This is a genomic window from Phascolarctobacterium faecium DSM 14760, from assembly GCF_003269275.1.
Lineage (GTDB): Bacteria > Bacillota > Negativicutes > Acidaminococcales > Acidaminococcaceae > Phascolarctobacterium > Phascolarctobacterium faecium.
Genome location: NZ_QLTS01000009.1, coordinates 68,034 through 84,363, shown reverse-complemented (window position 1 = coordinate 84,363; position 16,330 = coordinate 68,034). Strand labels below are relative to the sequence as shown.

At 39.0% G+C, this 16,330-nt stretch carries 13 protein-coding genes; 2 read left to right on the top strand and 11 right to left on the bottom strand.

The window, feature by feature from the left end:
• Nucleotides 1-6: 6 nt before the first annotated feature.
• The 6 genes from C8D73_RS11245 to C8D73_RS09525 all read right to left on the bottom strand — a co-directional run bounded on the left by C8D73_RS11245 (nt 7) and on the right by C8D73_RS09525 (nt 3,021).
• Complete coding sequence (locus C8D73_RS11245) at nt 7-165, bottom strand: hypothetical protein (protein ID WP_170123205.1); 159 nt, start codon at nt 163-165, stop codon at nt 7-9.
• Nucleotides 166-169: 4 nt separating this feature from the next.
• Complete coding sequence (locus C8D73_RS09545) at nt 170-703, bottom strand: phage antirepressor KilAC domain-containing protein (protein WP_113078055.1); 534 nt, start codon at nt 701-703, stop codon at nt 170-172.
• Nucleotides 704-760: 57 nt separating this feature from the next.
• Nucleotides 761-1,000, bottom strand: coding sequence for a hypothetical protein (locus C8D73_RS09540; protein WP_113078054.1), 240 nt, complete (start codon nt 998-1,000; stop codon nt 761-763).
• Nucleotides 1,001-1,242: 242 nt separating this feature from the next.
• Nucleotides 1,243-2,157 (bottom strand): Rha family transcriptional regulator, encoded by a 915-nt coding sequence (locus C8D73_RS09535; protein ID WP_113078053.1) that lies wholly within the window; start codon nt 2,155-2,157, stop codon nt 1,243-1,245.
• 109 nt (nt 2,158-2,266) lie between these two features.
• Nucleotides 2,267-2,431 (bottom strand): ribbon-helix-helix protein, CopG family, encoded by a 165-nt coding sequence (locus C8D73_RS09530; protein ID WP_113078052.1) that lies wholly within the window; start codon nt 2,429-2,431, stop codon nt 2,267-2,269.
• 107 nt (nt 2,432-2,538) lie between these two features.
• Nucleotides 2,539-3,021 (bottom strand): hypothetical protein, encoded by a 483-nt coding sequence (locus tag C8D73_RS09525; RefSeq protein WP_113078051.1) that lies wholly within the window; start codon nt 3,019-3,021, stop codon nt 2,539-2,541.
• Between the two features lie 102 nt (nt 3,022-3,123).
• Between C8D73_RS09525 and C8D73_RS09520 the strand changes: the two genes are divergently transcribed.
• A complete protein-coding gene (locus tag C8D73_RS09520; protein ID WP_113078050.1) occupies nt 3,124-3,603 on the top strand; it encodes a hypothetical protein in 480 nt (159 codons plus the stop codon).
• 34 nt (nt 3,604-3,637) lie between these two features.
• Here C8D73_RS09520 and C8D73_RS09515 read toward each other — a convergent pair whose 3' ends face one another.
• Both C8D73_RS09515 and C8D73_RS09510 read right to left on the bottom strand, forming a co-directional pair.
• The gene (locus tag C8D73_RS09515) at nt 3,638-9,703 is read right to left on the bottom strand and encodes a MuF-C-terminal domain-containing protein (RefSeq protein WP_113078049.1); all 6,066 of its coding nucleotides are present in this window, start codon (nt 9,701-9,703) and stop codon (nt 3,638-3,640) included.
• A gap of 1 nt (nt 9,704) precedes the next feature.
• On the bottom strand, nt 9,705-11,981 hold the full coding sequence (locus C8D73_RS09510; protein WP_113078048.1) for a C40 family peptidase: 2,277 nt from the start codon (nt 11,979-11,981) through the stop codon (nt 9,705-9,707).
• Nucleotides 11,982-12,107: 126 nt separating this feature from the next.
• Between C8D73_RS09510 and C8D73_RS11550 the strand changes: the two genes are divergently transcribed.
• The gene (locus C8D73_RS11550) at nt 12,108-12,185 is read left to right on the top strand and encodes a putative holin-like toxin (protein WP_421949930.1); all 78 of its coding nucleotides are present in this window, start codon (nt 12,108-12,110) and stop codon (nt 12,183-12,185) included.
• Between the two features lie 186 nt (nt 12,186-12,371).
• Here the strand turns inward: C8D73_RS11550 and C8D73_RS09505 are convergent, their stop codons facing one another.
• Genes C8D73_RS09505 through C8D73_RS09495 form a run of 3 tightly spaced genes read right to left on the bottom strand, consistent with a single transcriptional unit; the run spans nt 12,372 to nt 16,329 of the window.
• Nucleotides 12,372-13,016, bottom strand: a complete 645-nt coding sequence (locus tag C8D73_RS09505; RefSeq protein WP_113078047.1) for a virion core protein, T7 gp14 family — start codon at nt 13,014-13,016, stop codon at nt 12,372-12,374.
• Complete coding sequence (locus C8D73_RS09500) at nt 13,016-13,486, bottom strand: phage protein Gp13 family protein (RefSeq protein ID WP_113078046.1); 471 nt, start codon at nt 13,484-13,486, stop codon at nt 13,016-13,018. The genes C8D73_RS09505 and C8D73_RS09500 overlap by 1 nt, the downstream gene beginning before the upstream one ends.
• 8 nt (nt 13,487-13,494) lie before the next feature.
• Nucleotides 13,495-16,329, bottom strand: coding sequence for a glycine-rich domain-containing protein (locus tag C8D73_RS09495; RefSeq protein WP_113078045.1), 2,835 nt, complete (start codon nt 16,327-16,329; stop codon nt 13,495-13,497).
• Nucleotide 16,330 lies beyond the last annotated feature (1 nt).

Here is a 16,330-nt window from a genome sequence, read left to right as displayed (position 1 = left end):
CGCCCCCTATATTTTTGCTGAGGCCGGAGCATCTTTAACCACAGTAGCATTTAACATACTGGCTATGGTTGATGCTATCTTTAACTTCTCGTCCAAAGATGCAGCCTTCTTCTGCTCCTCCAACAGTAAATTTATTTGGTCTTGTATGATAGCCTCTTTATCCATAATTTCACTCCTGTTCTATAACTGGAAGTACGCCTTTGTTCTTCAATAAGTGATAAATAAACAGTCGCCCTTTTTGCGTCCAATAAGTATGAAATCTATTTTCACCGTCAGCAGTAGAAAAAGTCTTGCTTTGGGTATATCCGTCACACTGATATTTTTCATACAAAAACCATATACCGCCTTGTTTATACTGAACACCTAACTCATGAAGCAGGCTATTCATTTTCTTTGCGCTCATACCATAGTCTTTTGCAATCTGCGTTACCGACATCTTTATATTATTGTTTAGGATAAAATCGCAATAGCTTATTCGAGGTTGCATTTCATTTATAATCTGCTTTTGTTGTTTATTTTCAATTTGCAGAGCCTGTACTTTTTCTGTCAGTTCTTCAATAATTCTAAGAACATCTGGTAAAGCTTTCTGACTTATATCACAGTTTTTTAATATCCCTTTTTTCAATAGATCTTTTATCAAAGTGTCTCTGTCATTAGCCCAACCTATAACTTGACCATTTTTGATTGCAGCAAAATTTTGCATAAAAATATACCTCCAATTATTAATACTAGAAATTTTCAGTTTTAATAATTAATGACATTAAGAATCATGTTCTTCGGATTCGCTTAATAGATCGCCTCGATTTTTAGATAATGCTTTTTCTAAAAGCATTGCAGATGATTCAAACTCTTTTAGATCATGGCAAATACTTCCTAATCTTGCAAAAATTTCACCAAACAATCTGTAATCTTCATTCTTAAAATTTTTAGTTCTTAATTCATTAATCATACTTTGAAATAAATTTAAAACTTGCTCTTTGTTACTATGTTTTGTTTCCATAAGCCTCTCCTTCCAAATAAAAAAGCGCCTACCGAAGTAAGCGCTTTCTATTAAGTTCTAACTAACTTTATGATACTATTTTAACTCATTTTTATAGTGGTTTTGTCGGATACATTTTTAATTTTTTACATCGCCTCTGCTCTCATATCCAATAACCTTACATTACTATTTTAACTCTTGTTAAATGGCATTTTGTCGGAAACTTTTTAAAATTTTAAATACCCAACAGGAAGGGAGTAGCTTTAACCGACACCCTCGGCAGGAATTAAACTAAGCTTTGTATTGATTACATCAAGTGCATCACACGATATTTTTATACCTATGTCTTTTATTGTTGTGGCGAAGCATTGCGATTTTTCAGGCGTGTTACAGTAGTTATAAAGTTTTAATACCTCATGCAAAGCAATCAACTTACCTTCTAAATCCTTTATCTTCTTCTGTAGCTCTATATTCATAGGCGCATTAACAAGCATAGGTCTTTGTGGCTCACACGACGATTTTACTGGGAACAATTCAGCAGGTGTAAATTTTCGATTTCTAGCTTCGTATATCTTTCTAACTCCACTTTCGGTAAGTACTATTAAGGCAGCGATTGTAGACTTGATTTTATTCTCTCTGCGGTACTCAAACAAGTCATGTCCACGCAAGAAGTAAAAATCTACGTTTTCTGTCATAAACCACGGTCTACGAATATAATTTTGAATCGACGACGCATCAACCTTTAAAATCATAGCTACGTCTAACTTAGTTAACACCGGTACGCCTTTCCAGTATTTTACCGTAGGCTTATAAGGTTCTTCAATGAGTGTTTGCTGCAAGGGAGTAGCTTTAACCGACACCCAAGGCTTCTTGCCTAGCTGTGCTTCCATTTCATGAAAGCGGTTGATATAAGATGCGGTAAACGACGATCCTTTACGACCTGTTTGCTTATGAGCTAAAAACTCACAGCCTTTCTTGGTTATTTGATAGATTTTATAACGTCTGCCAGTACCAGCTTTATAAGATGTTTCTTTGAAAAAATCATCAGAACCCAATTTTGGGTTTTGACCTAAATAGCTAATATAAGTATCAATATCTCTCAATAAATGGTCATGTCTTTTGTTAAGCATTACTGCTACTTCACGGCTGTCTAAAGTTAGTGTTTGCAAATTGTTCATTTTTTAACTCCTTTCAATTTGAAAGAAGTCAGCTTCTATGATACAATATTTCTTAGAAGCTGAAGCTTCTGGTTATAAGACTGGTTTTTGCTTTCGACGGCGGCCAGTCTTATTTATTTTTTAGGCCCTTAATCCCTTTTCGAATTGCCTCTGCGCGTTTTTCTCCAGTTTTTTGGCAATAATTATTTAAAATTTCTATGCTCTCTTGATCTAACCGAACAGTAACACGCTCTTCTTTAGGATTATTAGTAGGGCGACCAATTTTTGCAGCCATTTCTTCACCTCACTTTTGTCTGCCATAATCATATTACATTATTGTCTGCCGAAAGTCAAGAATAAAAATAAAAGTACCCTAATATTTTTAAAGTACGTCTTATCGAATTAATCATATAACAAACTTTCATCAAATTCTTTATCAAAAATTTCTAATTTTTTATACATTTTTATTTTATGTTCTTCTATAAACTTTGTCGTCAAGTATTTTTTTCGTTCACCATCATATAAAAAGTAAAAAAAGAAAAATATCCGTCCTTTTATTCTAATATCTAAGCTCCTATCTATAGCAACTAAATCCCGAAGGATACTATCATATAATTCCTCAACGGATGACATATATATAATTGTCATATATTTTTCAAAAGTATACTCTGCATTTTTAGGAAAACGCAATTTTCCTAATTTATTATAAACATTTTCATATATCACAAACATCATTGCTGGAGTATACGTTGGAGATGTAGCATACATTTTAAAAACTTTATCTGTATAATCTAATAAAGATAAAGTTATTTTATCTTCTATAAACTCTTTTTTCATTTTTGATGATAAAAATTTTGCATATGAAGTAAATCTATTAAATTCCATATAAACGACCTCCTAAAAATTGGCTTTTCAGTTTTCAACACGATTATACCATACAAATTACAATTATGTTATAATTGTGAAAAAGATGAAAGAAGGGTTATTGTGAAAAAAATATTGCTAATGCTATTTATTCTATTCTCTTTTACTAATATCGTTCTAGCTAATGAATCACTGTATTTTACAAATCAAGACGTTAATACAAGTATAAAAATAGCGTTTAAATCACTCAACTACAATATGGATTCTAAAACGACTTATTTTGATAACGAATGGGTCATGCCAATAACATTTTTAGATAATTTACATACAGAGGCATTACTCATGAAAGTAGCTATAAAAAATGCTGAACTTACACCATCTACATCTATCAAAGATAAGATATTATGTGAGCATATCCTTCAACAAACTCAAGAATTAGTTTTAGCAAGAGTAAAAGCTAGAATTTTATCTTATTCATTAGCCAAATTACCAGCACAATATCCGAACGATGGTTTTACAAATAAAATATTAGAAGATACTGCTAATGATATAGCAAGAATAAAATCAAACCTAGAAAAAAGTTTAAAAAGTTTGTGCACCTAAAAAAACCCCCTCAAATTTGAGGGGGTTTTTTATTTTACCGTTCTTTTTTCGGCCGACGTCTAAAGATGTCGCCAACTTCTGGCTCCATACCATTGAACAAGATATCATATCCGTTAAAGAATAATTTGTTTAACTGTGCAGGCACGCCTAATGCTGTTCCAACAAATGTAGCAGTAGGCTCAACCAATTCGTCATAATCTGCTTTGCCCTGGTAAACCTTTTGTACCTTACCGGCAGCACGTTCCATTTGCTCTATCGTGCCTTGTACTGCAGTCATTCTATACCCGTAAGTCTGCATGCCTAAAGCCCTGCTCCAGATAGCATTACCAACCTGTCCAACCGGTCCGGCTAAACTCATAGGGTAAGTAAGCAGTTCTTTTGATATCTTTTGATATTCATCCTTATCTTCTTCAAATGGATCTTCGGCCGACAACATCAAGTTTATAAAAGCAAACATTACAAACTTAGCTCCCACAAACGAAGTAAGACGCATTATGTCTTTTTCTTTTAAGAAGATATTATACTCTCTGGCCCACTGATTATATTGTGTATTGAAGAAGCCTTGGAAGGTAGTAAACAGTTTAAGCATAGGTCCGCCACGCAAAAGCGGTGCAACCTCCGTAACTCTGCTGCTGCCAAGTGTACGTCTAATAACCGTATTGGCAAAGTCCACAGCTTCTGCTTCGCCTGCACCAGCCCTTATTTTTTTGCCATACGCCTGCATCCATACTGGAATAGCAGAAAGATTATCAGTAGCGACCAGCAATCTTGTGCCAAATTCAACAGCTTTCTTTTCTATAGGATTCAGGCTTTCCATTTCTTTCATATCCCGCAGGGAAATATCAGGAAGCACAGACCTTTCTTTCATCCAAGGGGATTTGCTGTAAACAAATTCCTTAGCCGATTTATAGCCCTCTGCAAGCTGCATATTCATACTGTAATTACTCACAGCGGCAACGACATCACTATATCCAAAACCATCTACAGCATTACCATAAAGCAAGGGATTACCCAAGTTCTGAACGGCAGTTTTAAGATTAAGCATAATAGCAGCATTTACAGTACGAGCCCTAAGCCAGTTAGCAACACTGCCCATCCAGCTTTCACCAACAGAACCGCTGTTAGTACCTTGAGGATTTGCCGCACGTTCAAGATATTCTTTAAAGGCGGAGAAATCGGCCAGTCCTAATTTTTCTTTAATCAGAGTATACATTTCCTGATCGTTCATAATTTTGCGGAAATCGCCCATAACCTCACGGAAGCACAGATCATGTATCGCATCCATAGCAACATTAAACTCTGCTCCACGTTTTAGATTAACAGGATATTTAGCCTTAACACGTTCTTTTAAATGGCCTCGTCTGGTGCTCATTGTTCTAATATTGCGGCCTTGTCTGGGGTCAGTATCAGAAATAACTTCTTGCCCAGCGTGTTTAGAACCAGTATCACCGTCACGCATCAGCGGGAAATAACCGCCACGCATAACAACAGTCTTGCCGTCTGATAACGTCAGCTCTACAGGCGACGCTTCTACTTTCTTAGGACTAAAACCTGTCCAACGAGTTTCAAGAGCTTCCATTTCAGACCAGTACATCTCTGCAATATCTATCTTAGCCTGTGCATATTTTATATCCGCTTCAGTAAGATTACGCCCTAAGAAGTCAAGCAAATTGATTTTAGTCTGTACTATATCGCCATCTACCCACAAAGCAGAACTTTCAAAACCTACCGGTCTAGTGCTGCACAATACTCTGGCACTGCTCTCGTTGCCTAAATTCATAAGCATTTTTAATAAAACATGCTTATCTACAGAAGTACCTAGCTCGTCATATTTTTCCTGATAATCGGCCGCCTTTTCTGCAGCTTTATCCGGCAGCCATTCCCTGTAAGCCTGCGCTGTTTTTTCCTCATATTCTAAAATTTTTCTTGTTTCATTATCGGCCGCTTCTCTAATAGCTGCGCCAAAATGTTTGCTGAAAAATCCATACTGCCAGTCGTCCATCATTTCAAAAAGATTGTCCGTACTGCGCAAAGATGCTTTTAGCTTCTCCATTACTGTAGGCTGCTGTGCAACGCCAACCTGCGGTTTCCAGATAGTTTTCAGCTTATTAAGTGTTTCCTGTGCTTCAGCTTTAAATTCAGCATAGGTAGCACCTTTCTGTAAAGCATTGATACTCATTTCCTGTTTAGCGATCGCTTTGATATTTTTAAGCGCATTTACTACATCTTCAAGCTGGCTTGCCGTCATACGTTCACGAGGATTTGTAATGCTAACATCCTCATCCATTATCCAATCGGCAACTGCAACATTGTCATAAAGATCATCCATATCATTCAGATAGTCTGATAAAGTTTCTGTCTTTTCAAAATCAGAATAATCTTTACGCTTATAACCGAACCTTTCCATAATTGCTGCTGCTTGAATAAAGTTTCTTTCATTACCCCACGTTTCCCTTTTAGCTTTAGCCTGCTTCCTGAAATAATTCTGCCACTTAGCATACTGATTACGCAGTCTTACGCTTTCAACTACACAAGCATGATTAAACGCCTGGACGTTTTTATATCGGACCGCAGCAGAATAATCATCATTTTCCAATGCCACAGCAGCTTTAGCCGCAGCATTTCTTTCGGCAGTAATATACTTTTGGGTATTCAAAGCCTCCTTTAATTTCACTCTGTTCTGCAGGTCCATCTGTGCCTGTATTTTAGCCGTTTGCCTGCGTGCAACAGCAAGTTTTCTAAGAGTTTCAGCATCACGCTGACCCTTTAACAAGCCTTGTGCTTTATCCTCAATAAGCTGTGCTTCTGTATTTATCAAAAGACCGCTCTCGTCATTATACATAGCATCACGTGCAGCTTCTTCAGCAAGCCCTCTCTCTTTGTAAATATCAGGGAAGGCGTCTTGCACCATTTCATCAATATGTCTGTTAACCGCACCATTAAAAGATGGTTCTGACATAATCGTTTTAGCCAGCTCGTCACCGGAAGTAAAACCATTAGCTTCAGCGATCATATCAAAAGTTGCCATTTTACTTTCATCAAAATTGCCTTCTAAATATCTGTTAGCTACGCCCTTCGCTGTTTTTAAATCAGATGCAATATCAAGTATCTGCTCCGAAGCCATATATAACGGCTGTTTTGCAATCGCTTCTTTGACCTGCGGCTCTACATCTTCACGATATTTTTGAATCCGGTCTTTACGCTCCTGATTGAAATTAACAAGGCTTTCTTTTGTTAATAACTGTACTGCCTTATTGTGAGCTTTAGCAGCAAAATTACGCAGCATTTGCTTACGTGGTTCTGAAAGTGCATCTAACACAACATCTGGCAAAGCAGAAAAATAACCGTCAATACGCTCCATTTCTGATATTTGCTCTTCACTTGCCAGCATCCTGTCAAAAACCTGTCTTACTTCATCGTTGATTGGAACAGCATTTTTACTGCGCTTATCCGAAAAAACGGCGTTATAAACAGCAAGCAGCCATTTTTTGAACCTGTTAAATACCGGCTGCAGCTCTTTTGAGGGCGCCTTGCCTTCAAGCATATAAGTTTCTGCGGCCTCTGCCCAGCGTTCATGTGCTGCTGTTTTTTCTTCCTGCGACAAGCTATCCCAGTCTTTAGTTACACCTGCATAATCAAGCATAGTCTGACGGTCTTTTTTCATCTGCTCTGTAGCATTAGGGAGAGCCCCTTCACGCATGAGATTCTCAATAAAGTAATGTCCGACAGCTTCATGAATAACAGTACTCATATCAGCACCTTCAAACAGGCTGATAATTGCTTTGCCTTCTTCGTCCCAGGTGATAGCGCCTTTAGTTTTCCCTTCGGACTGGTAGTATCCCTGCATTTCTTCTCGTCTCTTGCGGAGTGCATTTTCATCTGGTATACTATTATTAAGAAAGCCGTCAAGGTCGGTGCCTTTGATAGCGGAATCGCTGCTATCAGACTGTAACCACTTGGCGGTTTTTTCTTTGTTTACATATGCAACTCTGCCTTTTTTGATATTATGCTCAATAAACCAATTATAATTTGTGCCATTAGCACCGCCTTTACCATAAGCGCTGTTAATGGCATTTACTTTATAACGGTCACGGCTTACATCAAGATTAAGTGGAACAATGATAGTAGAGCCTTGTGCATCTTTCAAATCCAGCACTACCACCTTCCGCCCTGAATAAGAATCTAATACCATTATAGGATCAGCAAATGCCCGTGGTAATTGTTTCAAAAGGTCCGGTGTCATACCATCAAAGTGTTTTTCAAAAATATGGTTGATCCTGCCACCGTCAATAGTTACAGGCAAAATTTTACCGCCTGCAAGGTTTATCGCAAGCGGCGTAGTCATTACCTTATATGGTTTCGTTTCGTTCAACGTACCGGCTTTATATTCATCTACGATACCAGAAAAGTTATTTTCATCCTCAAGCAATTTTTCGTTAGCACTTTTAGTTTGCATATACCGGCCATTAGTAGTGCTGACAACTCGTTTGAAGCTTAAAGGGTTATCTCTGAAATACTGCATAGGGTCATCAGGATTAGCAATCATAGCACGGCTGGTTAAAATAGCCAGGACGTCACCTGTTTCCTTTTGATTTAGTCCCGCTTCGGTCAATTCATTTCTAAAAATATCAACTGCAGTTCTAAATTCCTCGTCGTTCTCCAACGCTTTTTTATAAGCGCTTTGGAGAGCTTTTTTATTTCTGGCGCGTTCTTCTGTATAACCACCCTGTTCAAAAGCTACGTTATTGCTTACAGCCTGGAAAAAGCCAGGATTTTGAGCCTCTGCCGCACAATACGTACCCATTGGCATTTCAATATCCTCACCACGAACAGCAGCCGCCTGCAGTTCAGAAACCTCTATACCAAAGGTATCTTTTACATCCAGGTTAGGATTTGCCTGCGCATATGTAAAAAGGGTTTCAGCATCTACATAAGCCTTTTCTTCTGTCGTTTGGTTCAGTACTAGTTTGCTGGCGGTAATATCTACGTCCTTACTGTTTTTCATCGTTTCCGCAGTACGTACAGCCTGCTCCTGCATAACTCTATTTGCATTACGGTCTACGGCAATGCTTACCGAACCTCCAAGCCCACCAAACACCGCACCAATAGCACCGGAATAAGCGCCTCTTTTAGTGATTTCTCCAAACTCCTGATAAAATTTAAGTATTTGCTCTTGAGTGGAAAGATTCGCATTTTTAGCCCATATTTCAGCAGCAGCATCCGGGTATTCCTGAATCCATTCAGTAATGCCTTCTGTCAATGCAGTTTTAAAAACTTCTTTGGTCTTACCGCCCATAGTTGCGATTTTAGCGGCTCTTGCTCCTGCTCCCATGACTTTGCCCAAGCCAACTTTTTCAAGAGCAGACTGTGCAACAGCGTTTAACGACGCCGCAGCTCTGGCCCTGTCATTAGATACCCCAGCTTCAGTAAGGTCTAAATATTGTCCGCCTGCAATCTGACTGCCCATAAAGGCAGCAGCACTCCAGCCGCCAGTACTTATTGCAACGCCGACCTGGGCCGCTAATTGTGGTGCATTCTGCAGTAAGTCATAATAAAACTGGCCTGCCGCAGTTTCAGCCTTTACTTCTTCTGGCTTAAATATTTCACTGCCACCAATACGTTTGGCTTCTGTACCAATAGTTTTTAGCTTATCTCCACCAACAGCATACAAAAGCCGTCCTATTGTATCTGCGCTAAAAACCTTGGATTCCGTTGTCAAGTCAACATCTTTTTTATCTGCACCCAAATCAGCAAGCAGTGCAACTGCACCATAACCGCTGCGAGCAACATTCTTAAAACCATTTTTTAGCGCTGTAATACTTTTCCAGTTATTTTCTTGCTCGCCCCAAAATTCTGCAGCTTTAGTACCGGCAATGCTCATAAGCACAGGGTCTTTTAACGCCTCTGCTGTTCTCGGTGCGATCTTCTCATATTTATTCCAGTCATAATCAAAGTTTTTAGGTAAATAATAATCAGGATTACGAGCTGCCATTTGAAGCGATATATTATTTGCATTAGCACCTTGTAATGCCTTATTCTTTAAATCGTCTGGTATAAACTTTCCTGCCGCTGCTACATCGTACAATACAGACCTTGCCATATTACCACTCCTCGTTAATTTCTCCTCTTAATGCCGCTAAGTGACGTTGTTTGATAGATTCAATAGCATCACTGAAATTCATTGCCGCCAAACCAGTGCGCTCACTGGCTCCCCAATCACTGAACCACGGAGCACTTTCATTTTGCTGTACTGCGGTTTCATTCTGCTGTGGCATCTCCAGTAAATGCGGAGCTGCATCTACACCATTGCTCAAAGCTATAGCAGCAATCTGCTTATTGAGCTCCTGGATATCCATAGGCCTATTTTCTTCTGTAACTTTTTTCAATGCCGATACTTGATATAAATCATTAGGGTTTATAGCTCCAAAAAATGTTTTTGCACTTCCCAAATCAATATTATTGCCGTTACGTTTTTGATAAATATCTATATAAGGGGAAAGATTAGGTGAAAGGCTACTCTTTAAAGAGCCCCATTCAAGTTGCTTACTATTGAAGCTTTTATAAATAGCACGATTTTTAAACGCCTCTTTTAGAACTTCGTTCCCTGTCGCAAATCTTGCATCAGGGTCAGTAATATCTTGCAATGCATTATCCAGAAAAGCCTGCAAATCTCCGCGTTCCACTTTATCATCAATAGTTTCATCAATTATAATAGCTAAACGTTTATCAACATCCTTATTTCTTGGATCTTGATTTCTAGCAAAAGCCAATAACCTGCTTCTATCTGCTTCACCCAAGACTGTTGCGTTTTGGTTGATTAATGATACTGCTTCGGCTGGTGTTACAGTGCTATTCGTAATTGCATCCTTGATTGATTTATAAATGCCACTATTAGATACCGCAGCGGCAGCTTTTGTCTGAATGCCTATTAAATCATCACCGAATTTTAATAGCGTCCGTTCTACATCCGCATCTCCACCAGAAGCACTAAAAACCATATTTCTCATATCCTGCGAATCAATAATACCTGTTTTAAAATTGTCCCATAATCTTTGTTCTATATTTTTTATGATCATATTTTGCTGATTAGTTTTAATGGCATCATTAATATTTTTCTGTTGCACATAATTGTTCCAGGCCTTCTGCCTATCTTCCAACGTAGGCGCATCGCTTATCGGATGAGCAAAACCTAAAACTTTATAATGATCTAAATCCAAAGCAGCAACTCCATGCGTACCGCTTTGAATTACTTTTCCTGTAGAAGCATCATAAACCCCTACATGATCGCTGTCGTCATTATCTTCCCAATCCCAATAAACAATATCACCATTTCGAAGCTGATTCCGTTGGGTAAAAAATACTCCATTGTCCTTTGCATCTTCCATATTGGTTGGCGCCCACGTATTTCCTTCTTTAGCTCCAGCAGATCTCAACCATTTATTGATACTAATAGTGCAAGTATTCTCACCATAATTATTACCTATATCTGCACTAGCTGCTTTTACAATCGCCTTACCATCAACCTCTGTTTTAAAATTATCGCCAAAGATATAATCACGTGCAGCGCCTTCATCCTCGCCAAAAGTAGCATAAAGGTTCTGTCCCATGTTAAACAGCCGTTCTTCTTGTTTGCGAGCATAAACATTTTTAGCATAGGCACTTGTTACGCCCGGATCCATATAAGGACCATATTTTTCAACATAAGCTTCGGCCGTATTTATATCGCCATTAGCATAACTTCTGTCTATCAACGCCTGACCTAATACTCCAGTCCATTTTCTATACTCTAAATCAAGCCTTTCTCTTCCATATGTTCCATATCTGGAATTTATGGCGTAATCAATTTCTTTTTGTACATCGGCTATAACTGCAGGGTCATTAGGAGATAAAACAGCCTTTTGAACAGAACTATTTATAGAATTAGCAAAAGTAGTATTCTGCCAAGCTTCAAACTGCTGCGCTCTGTATTGCCCCAAAACTCTGCGATTAGCATTATCAGTTTGCTGGGTGCTGTAATCAAATAACATAGCACCTTTGCCGTACTTTACGCTTTGAGGACTTTGAGCCATAAGTTCGCTGCGGATCTTTCTTTCACCAGCTTCATACTCACCGACAATGTCAAGAGCACCTTTTTCTTTTTTCTGCATCAACTGCATTCTTAGATCGTTAGTACGTTTTACATACTCATTATTAGCCTGCAGAACGTCGGTTCTTATGATCTGCTCTCTCACATGCTCAACACCGGCCTGAATAATTCTACCGGTCTGAGATGATTCTCTTACAACAGCCTGCTGCCCACTGTTATCATAGCGGACATTAGATACTTTACTTGCCGGTGCTCCTAACTGCGCACCTACTTGAAAAATGTCGATTGCCATATTCCAGCCTCCTTTTGGGTATAGAAAAAGCGCTTTAACAAATTGTTAAGCGCTTAAAGGTGTGTTATAATGTTGTCCGAGATAGTTTGATAGTCGGATTCTCTCCCTGTCAAGGGAGGTGATAGCATGACTGTATACGAAGCATTATCTTTGATGGTAACCTTTGGTACACTCGTTGCTATCATTTTGTCTAAAAGTAAATAATTTTACTTATATAAGACAAAAGACCCACTAACGGTGTAGTCGGCCTTTTCTTCAAGTTTTAACTTATTCAGGAGAGAGCTGACACGCCAATATCAAGCTATCTCTTTTTGTTTATTATATAATACATTTCGTACTAATGCAAGTACAGTCCGTATTACTTAACTATGCTCTCTTCATCAACTCACTTTAGAAGTAAGTTTTCGGCTTCATCGGGAAATAACTGTAATTGCCTTGTCTATAGCCAGTTCCACTACTGTTGAATTGATATGTAGCACCTGTTGTTACACTAGGAGTTGAAGAACCGGAGGAAGCACCTTGCTTTCCTGCGCTCTTAGGACTGTATAAACTACCTGCAAGGGATAACCCACTCATAAGCATATTATTCATAAGTGCACGCTTACCGGCTTTACGGTAATTGCGTGCATTTTGATTATAGATATCACGTTGATTAACAAGGTCAGTAGACTGCTGAAAAATATTCTCAACGCCTTGCCTTGAATTATAGCGTTCGATAGCAAGCTCTGTTTCCATATTATACGCACTGTCAGCTAAAGCGTTTGCCGCACTGCCTGAAGCTGTTATACCGGAAGCACCTATATTAGCCCTCTGCTGGCTTAACATAGCGTTCATACGACGGCGTTTGTTTTCTTCGTTGATAGTATTTGACTTAGACTGTTCTTCAGCCTGCGCCTGCAGTTTATCTGCGTTCTGATTCGCTATCTGAGCATTTACCTCTGCCTGTTGAGCGGCAGCGTTATATTGCTGCTGCTGCGCTCTTCCCGAAATAAAGCCACCCAAAAGAGTGGCGCCTATTGTTGCCGCTACGCCCATTATTCATCATCCTTTCTAAACTCAAAAAAGTGATGCGGCAGATTATAAACTCCATGTGGCGCTGGTTCATGTATTTCTGCGCCAAGCCATTTAAGCCAACGCATTATATTATAATTTCCAACGTTGACCCAGTTATATAACCTGTCGTATCTCTTTAAAAGCCCTCTTACAGCCTTTTTAGTCTGCCTTCCGACAAATACCTTATGGTTCTCCGTTTCCTTCGTCATAAGCAGCCATACGCGCCCCTCGTCGCTCATTATCGAAGCTTTTCTCACTCCATATACAGCAGCGGGTACGCCGTTGATATGCAGGCAGCCGATTTCATCACTGTGCTTCAATCCATCTAAAATATCATCAAGAGCATTAGGGCCAATAGCACAAAATAGTTCACTGTAATTATCTGGTTTAAGATTAGTCGCTATATACTCCGCATCTGCCCTTGTTGGCTTTACAAATTCATACTTTGCCATAATACACCTTACCCTTCTATTTCCGGAATCAAAGATAATACAGTCATTGGCAGCGGATCAGGCTGTTTAATTATTATCTGCTGAGTTTCATCATAAGTAGCAGACTTGATCGTTACTTTAAACTTACCTGTTTGTAAACTAATCGGTTCCCCATAGTCTTCATTACTGCGCCATTTAAATTCATCTAACTCATTCTCCTTCATTCCAAACAATCCACCACGGCTATCTTTAAGTAATAATGTAACTGTAGCAATTCGTTTCTTCCGACTTAAATATGTGCCATCTTGAGCTGTAAAATCTATAGGCAGTGTTTTTATTTCCGCATCTATAGGCAGTCCTACATGTACCTTCTTATACTTATTTCCAAGAAGAACCTTACCGTTTTCTACAGTTTGCTGAGGAAGTACATTTCCATCAGCCAATATAGCCACAGTATACCCTTCTAAATGTTCAAGCCCTGATATTTCATCGGTCGGCTCTCCTTCATAGGTTATACCACTGTCTACGAAAAACTGATCCTCTACATTAGTACTTTTATCACGGCTTTCCATTATTTCCACATAATACTGCCCGCCGCGCTCAATTACTGCATATAACTTATCTTCTGTTGCTCCTCCAATATTACATACACTAACAAACTTCCCGCCTGCCGTGGTATGCTGGTGCCATGCGTAGATATCCTGTTCCTTTATGTAGGTAAGCCCTAACAGCAAACCATCATCACGCACACACCAAACAATACTGTTAGGTATCTGTTGATAGGTCATAGATATTATTTTATGCCCTTCAAACAAGTGTGAAGCCAATAAATTTAAATCATCACCGGTATATTTATCAACATCATAGCTGTAAGCAAGGTCACGTATGATATTGCCCTGGTGCTGCACATAAATAATCCTGCTGCCGATAGTGACAGGATTAACATCTGACACACCCCTATATTCCTGCGGTTGACTTAAAACATTGCTTCCTGTAATGGCTTTGCCTCCGCCGCTTACTTTAAATTCTCCGCCGGCTGTTAACAGCAACATTTCACCAAAAGCTATAATTGCCTTAATGCCATTCATTTGTCCACCGTTTAAAGTAGCCGTAATTCCATCATCATCGGCAGATGGTATGCTTGTTCCAAAGTTATAATAGTCTCCTGTTTTGCTTGTCCAGAATGTCTGCGGAAATCCTTTACTTCCCGCAAAGACTAACCTGTCTTCATAAAACCCTGTTGCAGAAGGATACCCTTTTTCACCATTCCAAGCAGCAAAAGCAAAATCACGGGTTTCATCTGTAGAAGCCAACTGTTTTTTTACAGTCCCTTTCACTACTGTAGGGCTAACATATTCAGTAATCAATACATGCCCCGTATAATCTCCCCCGATGCTTTGAATGGTTATATAGCCTCTCTGCTTCTCATTTTCACCGCTCCAAACGTCTGTATTAAATTCAGTAGAAGTAACTCTGTAGTTAGCAATACTTTCAGACGTGTTCTTCTCAGTCAAGCTATAATTCTGGCTTCTGTTCCCGCTTTGTGTTCTTATGTTCACCCATTTTAAAGAAACAGGATCATATTTTTCCAAACTAAAATTACCATTCCAAAATCCGAAACTCTCTACATAGACATTAGATTTTGGCAATACACTAACCTGTAAATTTTCTCCATTATTACTTGGAATACCCTTTTTGTAGTCTGTTTTTAAAAAATGAGTTAGGGCAAAAAGTTGTCCTTTATCACTTTCTGAAAAAATACTAGAGGTAGAAGTTACAGTTATATCTCCATAAACATCAGAAGCTTTTACTGTAGTATTATCACCAATAGGAAAACCATACTCAACTATAACCCACCCCGGCGAACCATTTTTACCATTTAAAGTTTCCCCTGTTCCTTTACTGCCTGTAACACCACCTGCTCCACCGTCTCCGTAAGAAATACCATCAGTTCCATATACGACATCATGCGAATCATCACTGCCAGTTCTTCCGCCAAGTGCGCCGCTGCCGCCCCCACCACCTCTAGCTTCAATCCCCAATACAGATGATGATTCACCATCAGTTCCAGGAGACGACCATGTTCCTTCATAACTAACAGTTCCTGTTCCACCCTTACCACCTGCACCCACTATAACTTCGTGCGATGTATTTGGAACCACCGAAACATCTTTTATAATCAAAGCACCTCTACCGCCTGTTCCTCCGCCTGCATTAGTCCCGCCTGTAGAACGAGAAAAACCACCCCCACCGCCGCCACCACCAGCAACAATTAATCTCATTGTAGTTGTTTTATCAGAAATATTAAGTGTATATTTCCCTGGTGCTGACCACTTTAAAGTTTTAGTTATTACACTTGACCCACTATAATTAGATAAATCAAACGGTCCACCTGTAATATCCATTGTCTCAAACCGCCAGTCTAAACTGCCATATCTTGCAAGTGTCATTGGCGCATGTTCAGGATGAACAATGAAAAGAACATCAGCGCTCTGTGTATATTTTATTTTTGCGGCATCTTCTAAATCTTTATCAGAAAAAAAGTTTTCTATGCTATATGGTGTGCCATCTTCTTTAACAACAATACCACCATTTGTATAAAACTGGCATCTGCCAGCAGTAATTTCAACAATATAATTTTGATCTGTGCTGTACATAAATGGTATTAGCACAGCCTTTTTATTATTATAAGTCTGCGCGATGAACTTAAAGCCTGGTCTATTAGCAGCGCCACCATAACGCAGAACGAAAAAATTTCTTAAAACAGCAGCTCCGCTGTCATATTTAGCAATATCAGTACGTCCATACATAGACGGCGACAATTCACCGCCGGCAAAACTTGATTTTAATTGATAGAGTGCCATA

Coding starts and splice junctions, on each gene's coding strand:
- C8D73_RS09500 (WP_113078046.1), bottom strand. CDS start 13,486: ATGGCAAAGTATGAATTTGTAAAGCCAACAAGGGCAGATGCGGAGTAT.
- C8D73_RS09505 (WP_113078047.1), bottom strand. CDS start 13,016: ATGGGCGTAGCGGCAACAATAGGCGCCACTCTTTTGGGTGGCTTTATT.
- C8D73_RS09515 (WP_113078049.1), bottom strand. CDS start 9,703: ATGGCAAGGTCTGTATTGTACGATGTAGCAGCGGCAGGAAAGTTTATA.
- C8D73_RS11550 (WP_421949930.1), top strand. CDS start 12,108: ATGACTGTATACGAAGCATTATCTTTGATGGTAACCTTTGGTACACTC.
- C8D73_RS09535 (WP_113078053.1), bottom strand. CDS start 2,157: ATGAACAATTTGCAAACACTAACTTTAGACAGCCGTGAAGTAGCAGTA.
- C8D73_RS09540 (WP_113078054.1), bottom strand. CDS start 1,000: ATGGAAACAAAACATAGTAACAAAGAGCAAGTTTTAAATTTATTTCAA.
- C8D73_RS09525 (WP_113078051.1), bottom strand. CDS start 3,021: ATGGAATTTAATAGATTTACTTCATATGCAAAATTTTTATCATCAAAA.
- C8D73_RS09495 (WP_113078045.1), bottom strand. CDS start 16,329: ATGGCACTCTATCAATTAAAATCAAGTTTTGCCGGCGGTGAATTGTCG.
- C8D73_RS09545 (WP_113078055.1), bottom strand. CDS start 703: ATGCAAAATTTTGCTGCAATCAAAAATGGTCAAGTTATAGGTTGGGCT.
- C8D73_RS09530 (WP_113078052.1), bottom strand. CDS start 2,431: ATGGCTGCAAAAATTGGTCGCCCTACTAATAATCCTAAAGAAGAGCGT.
- C8D73_RS11245 (WP_170123205.1), bottom strand. CDS start 165: ATGGATAAAGAGGCTATCATACAAGACCAAATAAATTTACTGTTGGAG.
- C8D73_RS09510 (WP_113078048.1), bottom strand. CDS start 11,981: ATGGCAATCGACATTTTTCAAGTAGGTGCGCAGTTAGGAGCACCGGCA.